Raw genomic sequence first — 17,026 nt, forward strand, 5'->3', positions numbered from 1 at the left:
ATTCCCTTGCAACAAAAACTTTCTCTGTTGGAATGTCTGGCTATGTTCGCCCCCATTGTTCGCGCCATTCGTTCTGTTTATTGCATCCGAGACCAATTCCCTCGTTATATGTCCGATCTTTTATTCCAGGAAGAACAAATGGGCGCCTTATTCGCGGTTCGGTTTCGGTATGTGATTGGAGTGGCTCTTGTTGCGAGTGCCATTGCCAATTTGAGTAATATAGATTCTATATTTGGTTATTTAATTAACTTTGTTGCGATCGGCATTTATTTTTTGAATACATACATTCATTATCGTATCCTTAAAAAAAGTAGAGGTCATTGGAAAACAAAGTATGATTATATCAGTTTGTTTATCGATAACTTACTCATCTCTGTTACCATTTTTAATTGGTACATTTTGAAAGGAGATGGAAACCCAAACTTTCTTGTCAAAACTCCTTTGGTTGTGTTTTATCTTTTGCCTTTATCTTTAAGTTTATTTCAATACAGATTTTCTCTCGTTAATTTTTCCTTTGTTTGTTTTCTTTTGAGTTATTATGGATTTCTGATTTATGCATTGGTGGATGCAAATTCTGTGAGTGGTTCCGATTGGCATCAGTATGTGCTCGGAGACCAAATTATTTTGTCAGATGCTTCTGTGACAAAACCTACTGTGTATTTAGTTTTGGTTTTCGCAATTTCTTATGCAATCTTTCGTAGCCTTCGTATGTTGCTAAAGTTTGCGGCCGCAGAATCACAAAAAACAACATTGTCTCGTTACTTTTCCCCTGATTTAGTTTCTGAAATTGTTTCGGAACCAGAAGTTATCGCGAAAGGCAAACGACAAAAGGTTACCGTACTTTTTAGCGATATTCGAGGGTTTACTCAATTTTCAGAGCCAATGGATCCAGAGGCACTGTCGGTTTTTTTAACGGAATTTCGCCGTCGTATGGTGCGTGCTATTTTTAAACACAATGGTAGTTTGGATAAGTTCATTGGGGATGCTGTGATGGCTACATTTGGGACTCCTACCCCTTCCGAATTAGTCGGTGAAGATTCTAAAAATGCAGTTCTTGCCGCAAAGTCTATGTTAAACGAACTTTCGCAGTGGAACAAAGAAAGAAACGCCGAAGGTCAATCCGAAATCAAAATTGGGATCGGGATTCATACGGGTGAGGTGTTTTGTGGAAGTATTGGTTCGGAAGAAAGAATGGAATACACTGTCATAGGTGACACAGTGAACACGGCATCAAGAGTTGAATCCGCTTGTAAAGATTTGGGAGTTTCTTTTTTGATTTCTGAAGTTGTTTGGTTGGAGATTGGTTCGCCCATTGGTTGGGATAAAAAAGAATCAGTCAGTCTTCCGGGAAGGGAACAAAAAATTCATTTGTATACCATGAAAAGTTAGTTAAGAGGCCATATTGATTTTGTAAACAGCTTCGTGAAGGGCAGGGTTTAGTTCTGGATCGATGATATAAATCACACGAGTGGTCCCTGCTTGTAAAGCAAGATCCATAATGGCCTTTCTACGATCAATTTTGATACTATGTAAATCAAAGTCAGCAATTTTGAATTTGATCCCTTTTTGAAAAACTGGATTGATACTACAAATTCTTTGGAGTTTAGGCCGTGTTTGGTATCGACCCACATCCAAAACAATACAAATATCAAAATGGGCTCGTCGTTCGGAATCGACAGAAGCAGTAATCACAAAGTCCCCAAAGTTCACTATGTTTTCATTATTGGTGAGAGAACTTCCAACATAATCCAAAAGATGTCTGATGTTTTTATTGCTATAAGAGAAAAACGAATCATTCAAAATCATTTTTAAGGCAATGGAAGATTTGAATGCTGGTCTCCAAGGTTGGTTGGAGGTAAGCGATGCATATTCGCTGGCCAGGGATAGTATAGCGATGTCTTCTTCAAAACTAGAAGAGGTCACATTGTTTTCTTGTAAGTGGAGTTGGAGTTCGATGTCCTGGGATATTCTCTCTTTCCCTACTTCTTTATTGTATTTGTCGCGAACAGACATGAGTTTTGTGAAAAGTGATCTTGGATCAGGAAAGTTATTATTCACTCCATTGCCACGGTATGGTCTGTGATGGTTTAGAATTAAAGTCCGAACATGAGAATCAATTTCTGGAGCAGGGAGAGTCATCAAATAACTGATGATGGGATGTTGTTGGACAACAGCATATTCTTCTTTGGTCAGTTTTGGATTGTTTTTAATATCAAGTCTCGAATACCCAACATCTGCCAAATAACTGGCCATCATTAGACTCAAGTGATCTTTTTTATTGGATTCTTCTTTTCCTTCATTCACAATCTTTCTTGTACGAACCTTCATTCCCATAGCAACAACTGTACGTTTGGTCATAAGTTCAGATTCTACAGAAACTCCGGCAACACCCAAAATTTCTAGAATGTTGAAGATACCCAACTCGAAGTCTGGATTACTTGTAAAGTCTGTGAGGAGCTCGTTTACGGAATTTTGAACAAAGACGGCTTGGTCGGAGGAGAATGAAGTTTTTCGTAAATCTTCGATGAGCGCTTGCGATTGTTTTGCGAAACGTGAAGTCTTTTCTTGATCAAATAACTTTGTTGTTCTGCCAGGTTCTAAAAATGTATGATCGTGACTCGAAGGTTTTGCTTTTTTTAATTCAGAGATAAGAAAGTAAACACCTTGCATTTCAAATTTTAAGAGTTTACCAAAATCGGCTTCTGAAGGGTTTCTTTTTTTATGAATGAGGATTTGCCCGTCTTTATTGTAAAGATCGAGTGGGATATTGTTGTTTTTACGGAAACTATTTAAAGACTCTTCCGTTAACTCGAATTTGGCGAGCTTTTCTCTTGGTACTATGTTTGTATCGTTCGTGCTCATTGGATTGCGGTTGTTGATTCGACGAAAGAAAAATTCGAATGTTTTAGTGATGATTGAATACAATCAATAAATTGTAAAGTATTCCTGTGATTCATGAATACTTTTTCATCCATAGGAATTTCCTCATAGGATAATCACTAGTTATAAGTAGTTGTTCTATCAATACGTGTAGTTTTTGTTTTATCTTATTGCAAGTTGTGTCAATGTTTTTTAGTAGAATAACTATAGTTAGTGTGTATTTGAAAGTTTCTATTTCTTCCCTATTTTTCTAAACTCGAATCTGTTCTTTTTTGTAGCGATTTCAAGCATGATGCTGTCTTAGGTCTTGGTTTTTTCGTTTACAGGCTAAGGAAAAGTACGGAAAAATTATCGAATGAGTATCGTTACGACAAAAAAATCATCTTTAGATTTATTCAACCCCACAGAAGACCACTTGGCTCTTAGAGAATCTGTGGCTTCCTTTGCCGAAAGGGAAATGGACGAACAAGCAAAAGAAAACGATGAAAAAGAATCATTCAACACCCTGCTTTTCAAACGGCTTGGTTCTGAACTCGGAATTTTTGGAATCACTGTCCCTGAAGCTGATGGTGGGCATGGACTCGATCCACTTGCCTCTGTCATCATTCATGAAGAGATGTCTAGGTTTGATCCGGGATTTACGCTTTCTTACTTAGCCCACGAAGTACTTTTTGTGAATAATTTTTTCTATAGTTCGAATCCATCTCAAAGGAGTCGTTACCTAAGTAAGGTCATTACTGGAGAATGGATTGGTGGGATGGGGATGACGGAACCTGGTGCAGGAACGGACGTTCTTGGAATGACTACTCATGCAGTTAAAAAGGGTGACCGTTACATCATCAATGGTGTGAAACAATACATCACTAATGGATCCATCGGTCAGGTTTTTGTTCTTTATACCAAGTTAGAAAAAAATGGGAAAAAAATGACCTCCTTTGTGATCGAGTCGTCTTACAAAGGTTTTTCGGTTGGAAAAAAAGAAGAAAAGATGGGAATGCGTTCTTCTCCGACCACCCAACTTGTTTTTGAGGATATGGAAGTTCCGGAAGAGAATTTGCTCGGTGTGGAAAACGGAGCTGTCACTCATATGATGCGCAATTTGGAAATCGAACGTGTAACCCTTGCGGCACAGTCTTTAGGAATTGCTCGCCGTTGTATTGACATCATGTGTGATTATACCATTCGTCATAGAGAAGCCTTTGGCAAAAAACTTTTGGAGTTCGGACAAATCCAAAGAATGGTCGCTGAGTCTTACGCTGATTACCAGGCCGCACGGGCTCTTGTTTATCATGTAGCAAGTGAACTTGGGCCTGATGTACGTAATTCTCTCGGTGCCGCCTCTGCAAAACTTGTGGCCACTCAAATGGCAGAACGAGTTTCGCGAAATGCCATTCAAGTTCTCGGTGGGTATGGATACTGTCGTGAATACCCAGTCGAACGTTTGCATAGGGATGCCATCTTACTCAGCATTGGTGGTGGTACCAACGAAGCCATGCAGAAGAACATTGCGAGTGATTTAAAAAAACTTTGGTCTGAATAAAGGCCAGGGAATCCTTTCGGGATTTTTTTGTGGGTATCAGAATTCAGGAACCAATCTTAGATAGAAAGAGAGGTTGATTTTGGAAACCAGTCTTAGAGCCTGGGCGAAACGATGATTCGCCTTCCTAAGATTTTCATTCAAGTGCCGGGAACATCCGCAAACTTGGGACCTGGTTTTGATCTCATGGGTCTTGCTCTTGATCTTCGTAATGAATTTGAATTTACTTTTTCCAAAGAAATTACAGAACCAAAAACAGAATTAAAAAACGGCAACCAGTTGCCGTTTACTGTTAAAGAAGATTTGGTTTATCAGTCTTATCTTTCCTATTTCCAGAAGTTTTTACCAGGTATTACTGCTCCACCTTACCATTGTAAAATGAGCTTGTCGTTACCTCTAAAAGGGGGGCTTGGTTCTAGTGCCTCGGCCATTGTCGCGGGACTTTCTTTGGCAAGAGAAGTTCATAAACGAATGGAACCGGCGACTGTGCCAACCGAATCGACCTTTACCCAGTATTTGGCTGAATTCGAAGGTCATCCAGACAATACGTTACCCGCATATTTAGGTGGATTCGTTTTCGCTTATTCTACGTTTGGTGAGCCTTTGCGATACTTCCGTAAAAAATTCCCATCCTCAGTTGCTATTTTTGTTTTAACGCCGGAGTTCCATGTTTCAACAGAGGAATCTAGGAAGGCTCTTCCTAAAACCTATGCAACTGCTGATGTGATCTTTAATTTATCTCGCGTTGGTGCTTGGATGCATTTTTTAGACAAACGTAAGTTTGGTGACCTTCTTATCAGTTTGGAAGATAAAATGCATACTCCTTATCGCATTTCTCAATCATCTCCATTGTATCCGCTTGCAGATTTATTCAAAGGGGCTGGGGTAGGGTATTGTTTGTCTGGTTCCGGGCCAAGTTTACTGGTATTTTTGGAACGAAAGGCTGTTAAAACCAAACAAAGGGAACTGGAAGAGATGGTATCCCAAGTGATGGGGACTTCCAAAATTGCTTATAGTTTTAAACGGGTCAAACCAGATGGGCTTGGGGTTCGCATTCAGACGAAATAGTTTTAGTCTTCGTCCGTTCCTTCTTCCTTTCCAAATCCGTATACATCACCACGAAATCTTACCTTTCGATTGATTCCTGGTTGGATTTTTCCCACTTCAAATGTAAATTTCATCCGTTCCTTTCCTGACCTGTTGAAATAAAAGGAAGAAGTAAGAGAGATTTCTATGAAGTTGACCATCCTTTCTTTGGCGATTTTATCAGAAATTCGAAATTCCGCAGGATGGCCGATCACTTCATAGGATTCAAAGGTTTCTTTGGATTCCATCTTCCCGTAATGTTCCATACGTGGTGGTTTGTAGAAGGTAGGACCATTTTTTAAAACAGTAATGGTGTAGTCTTCGCTATCGCGACTTTTTTTGAATTGGAAGATTAGGTGGTCTTCGGAGATCGCATTACAGCGGGTAGCCAGTTGACCTGTTTTACTTCCAATTTGAAATGTGGCAAACCGACTGAGTTCATCTACGACGAGATCGTATTTATCTCCGGTTTGGACAGGAATGAAACGATCCGAATCCTTTCGTGAAATGATGGGGTGAATGAACTGGTTGTACACAACAAGTCCTAGTCCTAAAACGGCAACAGTCAATACTCCGCTAAGAACTAGGATGAAACTATCAAGAATGGCAATGCTAAGGAACAAACTTACCTTTTTGTATCTACCTTATGACTTTTAGGGGATGGTAGAGGAGTTCTTGTGACTAAAGAAAGTAAGTCCTTCACTTCTTCCGGTGAAATGATTTGGTTTAGTTTTTCTTCCAGAGACGCAGGTGTTGGTTTTAACACCAAATCTTCCGGGTTTATTTTGGTCTCTTTTTCCGCCTCTACCTTCTTGTTGGTTCGTACCACTGGAAATCTTTCGGGTAAGGACTCATTTCCTTCCTCCGATTGTTTCCCCGTTTGGGTTGGGACCTGGGGAGGGATCGATGCGTGTGAATTTCCTTGAATGTTAATTGTGTTCATTTTTCCCAAACCTCCGTGTTCAGGATTTGCTTTTGAGAAAAAATTTCCTTTTCCCTCCCTCAGATTTTCGGTTATTTCGAGGAAGGCTTTAGCGAAAATCGTTTATTTTTTTTCAGTTTTTTCCGTTTGATTGCCCGCTTTATGGCCGGGAAGCTGGCAGGGATGGAAAATAATTTTAAAAAATGGGTGGAAAATCCCATCTCCAAAATCGTCCTTGCGACCAACTTTGTATTTGTCGTTCTCTTTTTGGTCAGTGTACCGTCCTTTGTTCAGGATTATATTACCCAAGATGCAGTGAGTATCGGTGGGAAAAAATATGACTTAAGTGATGTCAAAGAAACTTCTCCTATTGCTTATTCCAAATTCCAATCGGAATATAAAGGACTCATTAAAAACACTCTGGGTGAATTTGCTCAGGACAAATTATTTGAACTTGTTGCCAAAGACAAAAACATCAAACCATCCGAAGTATTAAACGAAGGGTTCACTCCAAGAGAGCCATCTGAAGAAGAAATCATCAATGTATATATGTCCAATAAAGCTCAGTTAGGTGGAAAATCTCTAAATGAGACAAAGGACAAAATTGTTGGATTTTTAAAAAACCAACAAGAACAAGAACATAGCCGAACTGTTTATCGTGAAATCGTTACAAAATATCCTGTTGAATTTTTAATCAAAGAACCAGCAGCAGTTCGAGTGACAGTGGAAGAAAAAAACAATCCATCGATTGGCCCGAAAGATGCAAAAATCACAATCATCGAATTTTCTGATTTTGAATGCCCTTTTTGTAAACGAAGCCAAGATGTGAACCAAAAACTTCGCGAAAAATATAAAGGCCAAATTCGTTGGGTGTTCCGTGATTTCCCACTTCCTTTCCACCAAGATGCAATGTATGCTCATATGGCTGCCAATTGTTCTGTATCAGAAGGAAAGTATTGGGATGTATTCAACATACTTTTTGAAAACAGTGGGAACTTAGGTAAGGCTAATGTGGATGCCTTAGTTTTAAAAGCAGGTATGCCTAAAGACAAATACCAAGCTTGTATGAGAAATGCTTCTAGTTTAAAAGCAGAAATTGATGCGGATATACAAGACGGTCAAAAAGTAGGTGTGAGTGGAACTCCTGCATTTTTTATTAATGGGATCTTTGTTTCGGGAGCGTTACCTTTCGAAAACTTTGATGAGATCATTCAAAAAGAACTAAAACAATAATAGATTATAAAATTTAAGGAAAATTTATATGAGCAAAAAAGTAAAAGTTGCTGTTACTGGTGCTGCCGGACAAATCGGATACGCACTTCTATTTCGTATCGCTTCAGGACAAATGTTTGGACCTGACACTGCAGTAGAACTCCAACTATTGGAATTGGAACAAGCTCTTCCAGCGGCCAAAGGTGTTATCATGGAATTAGATGACTGCGCTTTCCCTCTGTTGGAAAAAGTGTCTGTGTCTTCTAACATTGATGAAGCGTTCCGTGACATCAACTGGGCTCTTCTTGTTGGATCTGTTCCAAGAAAAGCGGGAATGGAAAGGGGAGACCTCCTTAAAATCAACGGTGGAATTTTTACAACTCAAGGAAAAGCAATCGAAAAGAATGCTGCAAGTGACGTAAGAGTTCTCGTTGTTGGTAACCCTTGTAATACAAACGCTCTCATTGCAATGAACAACGCAAAAGGTGTTCCGTCTGACAGATGGTTTGCGATGACAGGTCTTGATGAAAATCGTGCAAAAACACAACTTGCCCAAAAAGCAGGAGTTCTTGTAAAAGACGTTTCTAACGTTGCGATTTGGGGAAACCACTCCGCAACTCAATACCCAGACTTCTATAACGCAAAAATTAAAGGAAAAGTAGCCACTGATGTGATCTCTGACCACGACTGGTTGAAAGGTGATTTTATCTCTACTGTTCAAAAACGTGGAGCCGCGATCATTGCAGCAAGAGGGGCATCTTCTGCAGCATCGGCAGCAAACGCAGTAGTTGATACAGTACATAACATTGTCACTCCTACGAAAGCGGGAGACTGGTTCAGTGCTGCATGTCACTCTAATGGTGAGTATGGTGTAGACAAAGGTCTTATCTTTGGATACCCATTGAAATCAGATGGAAAAAAAGTAGAGATCGTGACTGGTCTTGAAATCAATGCGTTTGGTAAGGAAAAATTTGACATCACTCACAACGAGTTGAAAGAAGAAAGAAACGAAGTAAAAGATATGTTAGGTTAATTCTTAAACATTCAACTACTTGTAAGAAAAGAACCCGTTCGCTGAAAAGTTGACGGGTTTTTTTATTCCCTACCTTGTAACCAATTTTCCAATTGATATAAAAAATCATCCGATTTTTCAAAAAAGGGTAAGTGGCTACTTTTTTCTATCACAGTCATTTGAATTTCCGGAAACCTTTTTAAAATTGGATCCCAAGTGTAATAAGGTGCGACTTGGTAGTCTTCTTTTCCCATACAAATCCAAATGGGAACCTCAAGTTTTTTGAAATACTCACTAACATCAATATCTCGAAAGACTTCTCCAAACAAATAATCAAAGGCGAGTTTGTTTGTATGGATTCCTTCCCAAAACTTTCGAGAAGGAAATGGAACTTGGTAGAATCCTTTTGCTTCCAAACTCACACAGTAATGAATGAAAAAATCTGAAGGTGTCTCCTTTATATTTTTTTGAAACTGGATTTGGTTTTGTAAATGTGCCGCTTTACGTATGTTAGATGCTTGTCTGTCGAAATAAACTTCTGCTTCAAACATTGGACTGCCGTGGCTTGGGCCTGTGGAGATCATTCCGAGATGGGAGACTTGGTTTGGATATTTTGCTGCATAGGCAAGGGCCATATATCCATGTCCTGAATGGCCAATGACAGGACAGGCCGGGATCCCTAACTCTGTTTGTATGGAGGAAAAGTCTCCTAATAATTTCTCTAAAGCGTAATCATCCGTTGTTTCTTTTTCCGAACCAGTTCGTTTGGCAAACCCTCTTTGGTCCACCACAGTGATTTGATATCTCTTCGCGATTTCTAAAGGGATGACTCTTGGATAATACAAAGCACTTCCGATCCAAAATAGAGGAGGGCCCTCTGTGTTGTTCCTCGCCACTTGGAGGGAAAATCCCTCTCTTTCGATTGTTTGGTATTTCCATTCAAACATTCCTAACTCCTAGAAATTACTAAAAAGGCAAAATTCCATATAGTTGCAATATACAACTATATGGTTGCTATTTGCAACTAAAAAAGACTTGAAAAATGTAGGGGAAATGGGTGGAGTGGAAGTTGTGAAAGGAATCTCAAACCATCTCGGGATTTATATGAGTGAAACCTTACTTCTTATGAGACGGTTTCTTGCGGATGAATTTTCAAAAAATAAAATCGGAATGCGGTTTGAGGAATGGATGCAGATTCTCCCTTTGCTGGAATCCGAGAGTTTAAACCAAAAGGAACTGAGCGAACGTTTGGTAAAAGACAAAACCACTGTTTCCAGACTTGTGGATGGTTGGGTGAAAAAATCATGGGTGAAACGAGAAGTTTCTCCGCAAGACAAACGAAATTATGTTTTACGACTTTCCAAAAAAGGAAAAGAAATCTGGGAGAAGGGACTTCCCATTGTCACCACGGCTGATCTCGTGTTTCGAAAGGACTTTACAGAGGCAGACGAAAAGGAACTGTATTTACTTCTTTTTAAAATCCAATCTTCTGTGCAACTGAATGGGAATGGAAAATATAATTAGATTGGTTAAGTAACTTCGGCAAAGAAAAAACGTTCTTTATTCGAACTGTCTAAAATTCTTTTTGTAGAAACAAAACCCAAACTCTTCGCAATCTCTTCCACATCATCCATATACAAAGGATGGGTTTCCATCATTAGTTTCCCACCCGGAAGTAGTCTGGATTTAATAGCAGATAACAATCGTTTGTGGAATTCTTTAAAATCAGAAACAAATAAGGCCATATGGGGTTCATAGTCGAGAACATCCGGCATAATCTCTGGTTTTTCTGACTCAGGGATATAAGGAGGATTAGAAACAATTAAATCAAATTGTAAGTCTTTTGGGAGAGAGGAATCCAAATCAGAAACATAAAAATTTGTTTTTTCTTGAAGGTTGTATTTTTCTGCATTACGCCTGCTCATTTCGATGGCTTTTTCGGAAAGATCAGAAAGAGTCACTACACTGGATGGAAGAAGTTGTGTTAGGCTAAGGCCAATACATCCACTTCCCGAACAAAGATCCCAAATTTGAATTTCTTTTGGCTCTGCGAATGATAACTCTTCTTTCTTTTTCCAAAGGTAATCGACTAGTTCTTCAGTTTCCGGTCTTGGGATGAGAACATCTTCCGAAACAAAATATTCAAATTTATGAAATCCTTTTTTACCAGTGATATAAGCGACTGGTTTTCTTTTACTTCGTTCAACAATTCGTTCTCTATAGACATCAATTTCTTTTTGGCCGAGTGGCATTTCAAATTGAGAATAGAGTTTGATACGGGGTAGGTTTAAAAGATCAGAAAGGATCCATTCTGCATCTACACGGGGATTTGGAATTTCCTTTTTTTCCAGAAATTCTGTAGATCGTTTTAGGTAATAAAGAAGAGTTCCTGGTTGTTCCGCCATATTTTTTGCCCCCAACAGGATTCGAACCTGTGTCCCCAGTTTAGGAAACTAGTGCTCTATCCACCTGAGCTATGGGAGCTTTTTTACGTAGGTTTACGTTTCTGATTCACTATCCTTTGGAAATCGGAGATATTGTGAATAACAATTTTATCTGGATAAAGATCCAATTTGCCCGTTTTTACATATTGCATCAGTACTTTTTGGACTTCACCTACGGGTTGGGCACACCAATTGGCAATGTCATCCACAGTGGCAGAAAGGATAATTTCATTGTATACATCATTGTTATACTGCTTTTCGTATAACATAACAAAGACGTCACAGACCTTTCCAATGATATCATCCATGAGAAGGATCATAAGTCGACGTTTTTGATCATAAATTCGAAAGGAAAAAATATGAAGGAGTTTCATCGCGAGTGCCGGGTTTTTGGTCATCAGCATTTCGAAATTGGCACGATTGAAGTTTAGAGCTTTGACTTCTGTCACAGCAATGGCAGTTGCCGAACGAGGTTGTTCCTCTAAAATGGCCATCTCTCCTAGAATATCCCCAGCTTCCAATACATCTAAAGTTTTGATACTGGTTCCAATGGTTTTAGTGATTTTTACTTTTCCCTCTTTGATGAGGTAAAAGTCATTTCCGGGTTCATATTCACAAAACAATACTTCGTTTGGTTGGAATACCTTTCCAAATTTGCCAAACATAGCTTCCAACATTTGATCGTTCACTATTTGCCTCCTTTGAGTTTGGATTTAGCATCTTCGGAGATACTATCATCCAAAGGTGGCATTTGAGTAACCTTTTGGAATAGTTGTTTGGCTTTTTCTTTTTCACCAGATGCTTCTGTAGCAAGTGCTAGGTGATAAAGGTTTTCTTTGAGTAAAAGACCTTTTGGGTATTTTTTGATAAAACTAGAAAAATGAGTGATGGCGCTCGGATAGTCTTTGGCTTTGAAACTAGACTTACCCATGTAAAATAATGAGTTTTCTACAAACTGTTCTTCTTCTTGGGTGACTGAGTCTGTTCTTTCCGAAACTGTTTTGAAAAGATCGATGGAATCTGCGTATTTCCCAGCATTCATTAGAGTAGATGCTTTGTCATATTGGGAAAGGATGGAGTTGGGATCTACACTCGAAGTGGCGTTTGGAGAGGGAACAGCCATCGTTTTTAACATCTCTTGGAGTTTGCCCGCTTGTGCACCAGGTTCTGGTTTGTATACTAACTCTTGTATGGTGAGAGGGAACGGCGTTTTTTTACGAGCTAGGTCAACCAATTGTTTGGCCCGGTCAATGTACATTCCGTCTGGATAATGTTGTAAATACTTTTCAAAAGCATAGGCCGCATGTTCGAAATTGCCATTTTTGTAAAAAACTTCGGCCACATTCATCAGTTCAAAAGCAGGATTCTTCGCTTCCCCTTGTCCGAGGATTTCCCTAACCTGGCGGTGGACTTGCCGAAGTTGGCTTGAGAACACTTTTAACATTTTGATGATGAGATGGGTTTTGTCTGAGACGAATTTTTCAAATTCGGGGACTTTAAAGACAAGAACTGTAGCGGCTCCTATGACTTGAGCTGTTTCTTCTCTAGGGTAACGACCGATGGCACTCTTAACTCCGAAAAACTCACCGAGTTTTACATCCTCTTTCAGCTCCACACCGTTGATATTCGTGTAAGTTAGTACAACACGACCTTTTTGTAGTACAAAGATATCCTCCGCCTTGTCTTTCTCGAAGTAGACGATGGAACCTCCTTTGTAATTACGAACTATGGGACCTGACAACTCATGCCTCGCTTGCGCTTCATTTTCAAAAATTAGGTAAAAAAGCCAAACTCTTTTTATAACCGACGCTGTCAGAAACTTGTTTCAAGAGTTTTTTTGGTGAACCAGCTACCAATTTTGTATTTCCATCAATGGATAATTCTTCTGTTTCTAAACCGAAACGAAGAAAGAGTGACTTGTATTCTTGTGACCCATAAATCGGATATCCATCGATCACAACCAAATCAATCTGTTTCCATGATAGATCGGATACATTGATTTCTTTTGTATTTTTATCATCGTTGATTATAAGTAAATCTGCAGAAAGGCCTGGCATAAGTGCATCTGGATTGCCTAATCGAAATGCTTTCCTTGGGTTTTCTGTAATCATTTTGAGTAATGTAGATTCTGGTAATTCTTCCCCATACAACCCAAAGTAAATTGATTTTGCTGTTTTTAATTCTTCGAGTAAATGAACAGATCCACTGGGTGAATAATCTGTCCCCAAACATACGTTAACTCCCATATCTAAAAAAAGTTTGATATTGGTTGTTTTTCCAAATATATGAAGGTTGGAAGTAGGGCACCATACAACGGAGGCACCTTTTTCTACAATTTTTTCCACTTCCTTTTGTCCAAAAGGTAAACAATGGACAAGTACAGAATGTCCGCCAAGAGCATCCATTTTTTCTAAATATCGAAGGGATTGTTTCGAGTCATCATCGAGTCCTTCGGCCAGATGGGTCACAAAAGGAAGTCCTGCGTGTTCTGCCATTCGGTATTCTAGTGCCGGGCCTTCGCCCCAACCCAAACTATAATTTCCAACAGAATGGGCTAAAGTGTAATCGGAGATCAGTTTTACCGGAAGGATCCCTCGAAATGGATTTTGAACATGATGAGGAATATGATCAAAGACTGTTGTGACACCTGCAAAAAGGTTTTTATAAGCACCGAGGTAATATAAAATTTCAGGATCCACTTGTTGGCGTTCGGCAAAAACTCCTGAACTTTTATATAAGTTGTCATAGGACAACCAAGACTGGTGTTTTTCTGTTCCTCCTACTTTGGGAAGGTAACTTGCGAGTAAGTGGTCATGGGAATTGATAAAACCTGGATAGAGTTTTTTCCCCTTCAATGATAGAGTGATTGTATCTGGTTTTGGAGAAAGAGAGGAATCAACCGCTGTGATTTTTTCCCCTTCCAAAAGAAGATCCAAGGTTTCTAGTTTTCCGTTGCGATAAATAGAACCTGATTGGAATAGGACAGAGTTTGTCATTAGATTCCGTTCTCCAGAATTCGTTCGGGATTTAGACTTTGTTTTTGTTTATTCACTTGGAAGTAGAGGCCTTTGTCTTTGGATAAAATTCCGAGTCTGTCTTTTGATTTCACTTGTTGGCCTTCTGTGACTTGAATTCGTTCTAGGTTTCCATACACAGTATAGAGACCATTTGGGTGTTCTAGAACCACAAAATTTTCATACCCATCCATATAATCTAGGTGTACTACTTTTCCTGGAAGGCTAGCTCGTACAAGTGATGAAGTTCCTCTTTGTAATTGAATCCCTTTATGGGGATCATAAGTGAGTTCTGAAAACTTCTTTAGGACTCGTTCTTTCCTCTCCAACGGGTAAGAAGGTTTTTCTTTGATAAGGGATTCTGGGGAGATGGAAACCTTCTCATTCTCTTTTGGGATTCGCAGTAGTTCTCTTTCGTAGAGATTTTCAGTGGTAGTGCGACCATTTAACTTGGCTAAGGTTTCAGCAGAGATTTTGAATTTTCTAGCAATCCCAAACCAGGAATCCCCTTTCACCACACGGTAAGAAGATGGAATTTCGGGTTTTTGACTTTGTTTGGCAGAAATGGGGGAGAGAAGAGAAATACCCAAAAAGAATAGAATGTATCGAAGTTTTCGCATTCGCCGTCCCTTCTAAATGTATCGACAGCTAAAAGAGAGAGGGCAATAAAAAAGGCGGGAGAACCCGCCTTTTCCAAGATTGAACTTGAGTAAGAATGGTGATTATTCTTCGTCTTTGTTGTTAACCTTGTATTTTTTCATAAGCTCGTCTGCTACGTTTCTTGGAACAGGAGCATACTTGGAAAATTCCATAGCAAACTCCGCTTTTCCTTGAGTAGAAGAACGAAGAACAGTGGAGTAACCAAACATGTCCGCTAGTGGAACTTCCGCTTCGATCTTAGCATAACCGTTTTCTTCAGTTGTGTTTAAGATCATACCACGTCTTTGGTTGACAGAAGCAAGGATTGCACCTTGGAATTCTGTAGGACCTTCTACTTCCACTCTCATGATTGGCTCTAAGATAATAGGAGCTGCTTTTCCGAATCCTTGGCGGAATCCGTAACGAGCACCAATTTGGAATGCCATATCCGATGAATCCACATCATGGTAAGCACCGTCATTGATCACACAACGAACTCCGATGATAGGGAATCCGATGAGAGATCCTCTTTCTAAACAAGAACGGAAACCTTTATCACAAGATCCGATGTATTCGCGAGGGATGGATCCACCCACGATTTTATCTACGAATTCGTAATCCTTTCCTTCTTCTTGTGGGATTGGTTCGATGAAACCAGCCACACGAGAGAACTGACCTTGACCACCCGTTTGTTTTTTATGAGTGTAATCAAAGTCTGCAGACTTAGTGATGGTTTCACGGTAAGCAACCTGTGGTGCTCCAGTGACCAGATCCACACCGTATTCACGTTTCATACGTTCGATGTATACTTCGAGGTGAAGTTCTCCCATCCCTTTGATGATGGTTTGACCAGACTCTTTATCAATTTCTGTTTGGAAGGTAGGATCTTCCTTAGTGAAACGGTTGAGGGCCTTCGCAAGGTTTGGAAGTTGTTTTGATTCTTTACATTCAATTGTAAGAGAGATCACCGGGTTTGGAACAAACATGGACTCCATAGTCACTTTTGCTTTTCCATCAGTGAAAGTATCCCCGGAAGCACAATCAATACCGAATAGAGCTACGATATCTCCAGCTTCTGCTTTCGAAATATCTTCCATATCGTTTGAGTGCATACGAACAAGACGTCCAATGTTGTGGCGTTTGTTGTTAGACGAGTTGTAGATCGTCATACCTTTTTCAAGTCTACCTTGGTAAACACGAACGTAAGTTAACTGGCCATAACGACCGTCTTCTAGTTTGAATGCGAGACAAACGAGTGGTTTCTCTGGATCTGATTCTAAATTGAATTCGTTTTCTTCGTTTCCGATTTCTTTTGCTTTGTTCTCAACATCATAAGGAGATGCAAGGTAATCAGCAACTCCGTCTAGAAGTCTTTGAACCCCTTTGTTTTTAAAGGCAGAGCCCATAAATACAGGAACAAACTTAAGAGCAAGAACACCACGGCGAATCGCTTCTCTGATTCGAGCTTCTGTCGGTGCACCTTCTAACATTTCTTCAGTAAGTTCATCACTGAAAAGAGAAACTGCATCAAGAAGTGCTTCGCGTTTTTCGTTTGCTTGGTCTTTTAACTCATCAGGGATATCTGTGATTTTGATATCTTGTCCGTTTGGACCTTCGAAATAATACGCTTTCATTTCCACTAGGTCAACAATCCCTTTGAGATCGTTTTCTAAACCAATAGGAAGTTGAACAGCATGAGCATTAAGATGGAGTTTTTCACGAAGTTGTTCGATGACTCTCCAAGGGTTAGCACCTGTACGGTCAAGTTTGTTGATAAAGGCAACACGTGGAACGCTATAACGTTTCATCTGACGGTCTACAGTGATGGACTGAGACTGAACACCAGCAACCCCGCAAAGAACCATAATCGCAGAGTCAAGTACACGTAGAGAACGTTCTACTTCGATTGTGAAGTCAACGTGACCTGGAGTATCGATGATGTTGATGGTAATGTCTTTCCAAGTTGCATAAGTTGCTGCTGATTGGATAGTGATCCCTCTTTCTCTTTCGAGGTCCATACTGTCCATAGTCGCACCCACACCGTCTTTACCACGAACTTCGTGAATGGCATGAATTTTGTTCGTATAAAATAAAATACGTTCAGTAAGGGTTGTTTTACCCGAGTCAATGTGTGCGGAAATTCCGATGTTACGGATTCTTTCCAATTTAGGGTCGCGTTTTGTTTCTGTCGCAGAGGTCATATTTTCCTCAAAAATAAGGTTAGAGTTGAATTGATTCTACCAAAATCTGAAATAGACTGCGTTTGTAAAGTACTTGGGA

General features: G+C 39.7%; 16 protein-coding genes and 1 tRNA gene. 6 read left to right on the plus strand and 11 right to left on the minus strand.

Annotated elements, in window-relative coordinates:
- The first annotated feature begins 42 nt into the window (after window positions 1-42).
- The gene (locus tag EHQ49_RS18145) at window positions 43-1,389 is read left to right on the plus strand and encodes an adenylate/guanylate cyclase domain-containing protein (RefSeq protein ID WP_135581349.1); all 1,347 of its coding nucleotides are present in this window, start codon (window positions 43-45) and stop codon (window positions 1,387-1,389) included.
- On the opposite strand, the gene EHQ49_RS18150 is transcribed toward EHQ49_RS18145, so the two are convergent.
- Window positions 1,390-2,862 (minus strand): HD domain-containing phosphohydrolase, encoded by a 1,473-nt coding sequence (locus EHQ49_RS18150; protein ID WP_135581351.1) that lies wholly within the window; start codon window positions 2,860-2,862, stop codon window positions 1,390-1,392.
- Between the two features lie 373 nt (window positions 2,863-3,235).
- On the opposite strand from EHQ49_RS18150, the gene EHQ49_RS18155 reads away from it, so the two are divergent.
- Window positions 3,236-4,420: an acyl-CoA dehydrogenase family protein gene (locus EHQ49_RS18155; RefSeq protein WP_135581353.1), complete on the plus strand. Its 1,185-nt coding sequence runs from the start codon at window positions 3,236-3,238 to the stop codon at window positions 4,418-4,420.
- A gap of 111 nt (window positions 4,421-4,531) precedes the next feature.
- Complete coding sequence (thrB, locus tag EHQ49_RS18160) at window positions 4,532-5,485, plus strand: homoserine kinase (RefSeq protein ID WP_135581355.1); 954 nt, start codon at window positions 4,532-4,534, stop codon at window positions 5,483-5,485.
- A 2-nt stretch (window positions 5,486-5,487) separates the two neighbouring features.
- Here the strand turns inward: thrB and EHQ49_RS18165 are convergent, their stop codons facing one another.
- Window positions 5,488-6,126 (minus strand): hypothetical protein, encoded by a 639-nt coding sequence (locus EHQ49_RS18165; RefSeq protein ID WP_135581357.1) that lies wholly within the window; start codon window positions 6,124-6,126, stop codon window positions 5,488-5,490.
- A gap of 2 nt (window positions 6,127-6,128) precedes the next feature.
- Entirely contained in the window at window positions 6,129-6,446 is a 318-nt protein-coding gene (locus EHQ49_RS18170; protein ID WP_135581359.1) for a hypothetical protein, read from the minus strand.
- Window positions 6,447-6,608: 162 nt separating this feature from the next.
- Here EHQ49_RS18170 and EHQ49_RS18175 point away from each other — a divergent pair, with 162 nt between their 5' ends.
- Window positions 6,609-7,658 carry a DsbA family protein gene (locus EHQ49_RS18175; RefSeq protein WP_135581361.1) on the plus strand — a complete coding sequence of 350 codons (1,050 nt, stop codon included), beginning with the start codon at window positions 6,609-6,611 and terminating at the stop codon, window positions 7,656-7,658.
- A gap of 28 nt (window positions 7,659-7,686) precedes the next feature.
- Window positions 7,687-8,670, plus strand: a complete 984-nt coding sequence (locus EHQ49_RS18180; protein WP_015680985.1) for a malate dehydrogenase — start codon at window positions 7,687-7,689, stop codon at window positions 8,668-8,670.
- Between the two features lie 62 nt (window positions 8,671-8,732).
- On the opposite strand, the gene EHQ49_RS18185 is transcribed toward EHQ49_RS18180, so the two are convergent.
- Entirely contained in the window at window positions 8,733-9,596 is an 864-nt protein-coding gene (locus EHQ49_RS18185) for an alpha/beta fold hydrolase (RefSeq protein ID WP_135581363.1), read from the minus strand.
- A 106-nt stretch (window positions 9,597-9,702) separates the two neighbouring features.
- On the opposite strand from EHQ49_RS18185, the gene EHQ49_RS18190 reads away from it, so the two are divergent.
- Window positions 9,703-10,173: a MarR family winged helix-turn-helix transcriptional regulator gene (locus EHQ49_RS18190; RefSeq protein WP_244241550.1), complete on the plus strand. Its 471-nt coding sequence runs from the start codon at window positions 9,703-9,705 to the stop codon at window positions 10,171-10,173.
- Window positions 10,174-10,178: 5 nt separating this feature from the next.
- Here the strand turns inward: EHQ49_RS18190 and prmC are convergent, their stop codons facing one another.
- The 7 genes from prmC to fusA form a co-directional block, all read right to left on the minus strand.
- Window positions 10,179-11,054: a peptide chain release factor N(5)-glutamine methyltransferase gene (gene prmC / locus EHQ49_RS18195; RefSeq protein ID WP_135581365.1), complete on the minus strand. Its 876-nt coding sequence runs from the start codon at window positions 11,052-11,054 to the stop codon at window positions 10,179-10,181.
- A gap of 6 nt (window positions 11,055-11,060) precedes the next feature.
- A tRNA-Arg gene (locus EHQ49_RS18200) sits at window positions 11,061-11,133 on the minus strand.
- Between the two features lie 4 nt (window positions 11,134-11,137).
- Window positions 11,138-11,770, minus strand: a complete 633-nt coding sequence (locus EHQ49_RS18205) for a Crp/Fnr family transcriptional regulator (protein ID WP_035983956.1) — start codon at window positions 11,768-11,770, stop codon at window positions 11,138-11,140.
- 11 nt (window positions 11,771-11,781) lie between these two features.
- The gene (locus EHQ49_RS18210) at window positions 11,782-12,834 is read right to left on the minus strand and encodes a tetratricopeptide repeat protein (RefSeq protein WP_135581367.1); all 1,053 of its coding nucleotides are present in this window, start codon (window positions 12,832-12,834) and stop codon (window positions 11,782-11,784) included.
- A gap of 25 nt (window positions 12,835-12,859) precedes the next feature.
- Window positions 12,860-14,089, minus strand: coding sequence for an amidohydrolase family protein (locus EHQ49_RS18215; protein ID WP_135581369.1), 1,230 nt, complete (start codon window positions 14,087-14,089; stop codon window positions 12,860-12,862).
- Window positions 14,089-14,727, minus strand: a complete 639-nt coding sequence (locus tag EHQ49_RS18220) for an LIC_10271 family cell wall hydrolase (RefSeq protein ID WP_135581371.1) — start codon at window positions 14,725-14,727, stop codon at window positions 14,089-14,091. The genes EHQ49_RS18215 and EHQ49_RS18220 overlap by 1 nt, the downstream gene beginning before the upstream one ends.
- 102 nt (window positions 14,728-14,829) lie before the next feature.
- Window positions 14,830-16,947, minus strand: coding sequence for an elongation factor G (gene fusA, locus EHQ49_RS18225; protein WP_135581373.1), 2,118 nt, complete (start codon window positions 16,945-16,947; stop codon window positions 14,830-14,832).
- Window positions 16,948-17,026 lie beyond the last annotated feature (79 nt).

Source organism: Leptospira perdikensis (assembly GCF_004769575.1).
Lineage (GTDB): Bacteria > Spirochaetota > Leptospiria > Leptospirales > Leptospiraceae > Leptospira_A > Leptospira_A perdikensis.

What these genes read in the sequence shown, in the direction of transcription:
- EHQ49_RS18175 (WP_135581361.1), top strand. Translation starts at nt 6,609, where the DNA reads ATGGAAAATAATTTTAAAAAATGGGTGGAAAATCCCATCTCCAAAATC.
- EHQ49_RS18205 (WP_035983956.1), bottom strand. Translation starts at nt 11,770, where the DNA reads ATGTTGGAAGCTATGTTTGGCAAATTTGGAAAGGTATTCCAACCAAAC.
- EHQ49_RS18215 (WP_135581369.1), bottom strand. Translation starts at nt 14,089, where the DNA reads ATGACAAACTCTGTCCTATTCCAATCAGGTTCTATTTATCGCAACGGA.
- EHQ49_RS18155 (WP_135581353.1), top strand. Translation starts at nt 3,236, where the DNA reads ATGAGTATCGTTACGACAAAAAAATCATCTTTAGATTTATTCAACCCC.
- prmC (WP_135581365.1), bottom strand. Translation starts at nt 11,054, where the DNA reads ATGGCGGAACAACCAGGAACTCTTCTTTATTACCTAAAACGATCTACA.
- fusA (WP_135581373.1), bottom strand. Translation starts at nt 16,947, where the DNA reads ATGACCTCTGCGACAGAAACAAAACGCGACCCTAAATTGGAAAGAATC.
- EHQ49_RS18185 (WP_135581363.1), bottom strand. Translation starts at nt 9,596, where the DNA reads ATGTTTGAATGGAAATACCAAACAATCGAAAGAGAGGGATTTTCCCTC.
- EHQ49_RS18170 (WP_135581359.1), bottom strand. Translation starts at nt 6,446, where the DNA reads ATGAACACAATTAACATTCAAGGAAATTCACACGCATCGATCCCTCCC.
- EHQ49_RS18150 (WP_135581351.1), bottom strand. Translation starts at nt 2,862, where the DNA reads ATGAGCACGAACGATACAAACATAGTACCAAGAGAAAAGCTCGCCAAA.
- EHQ49_RS18145 (WP_135581349.1), top strand. Translation starts at nt 43, where the DNA reads ATGTTCGCCCCCATTGTTCGCGCCATTCGTTCTGTTTATTGCATCCGA.
- EHQ49_RS18190 (WP_244241550.1), top strand. Translation starts at nt 9,703, where the DNA reads ATGGGTGGAGTGGAAGTTGTGAAAGGAATCTCAAACCATCTCGGGATT.
- EHQ49_RS18220 (WP_135581371.1), bottom strand. Translation starts at nt 14,727, where the DNA reads ATGCGAAAACTTCGATACATTCTATTCTTTTTGGGTATTTCTCTTCTC.
- thrB (WP_135581355.1), top strand. Translation starts at nt 4,532, where the DNA reads ATGATTCGCCTTCCTAAGATTTTCATTCAAGTGCCGGGAACATCCGCA.
- EHQ49_RS18180 (WP_015680985.1), top strand. Translation starts at nt 7,687, where the DNA reads ATGAGCAAAAAAGTAAAAGTTGCTGTTACTGGTGCTGCCGGACAAATC.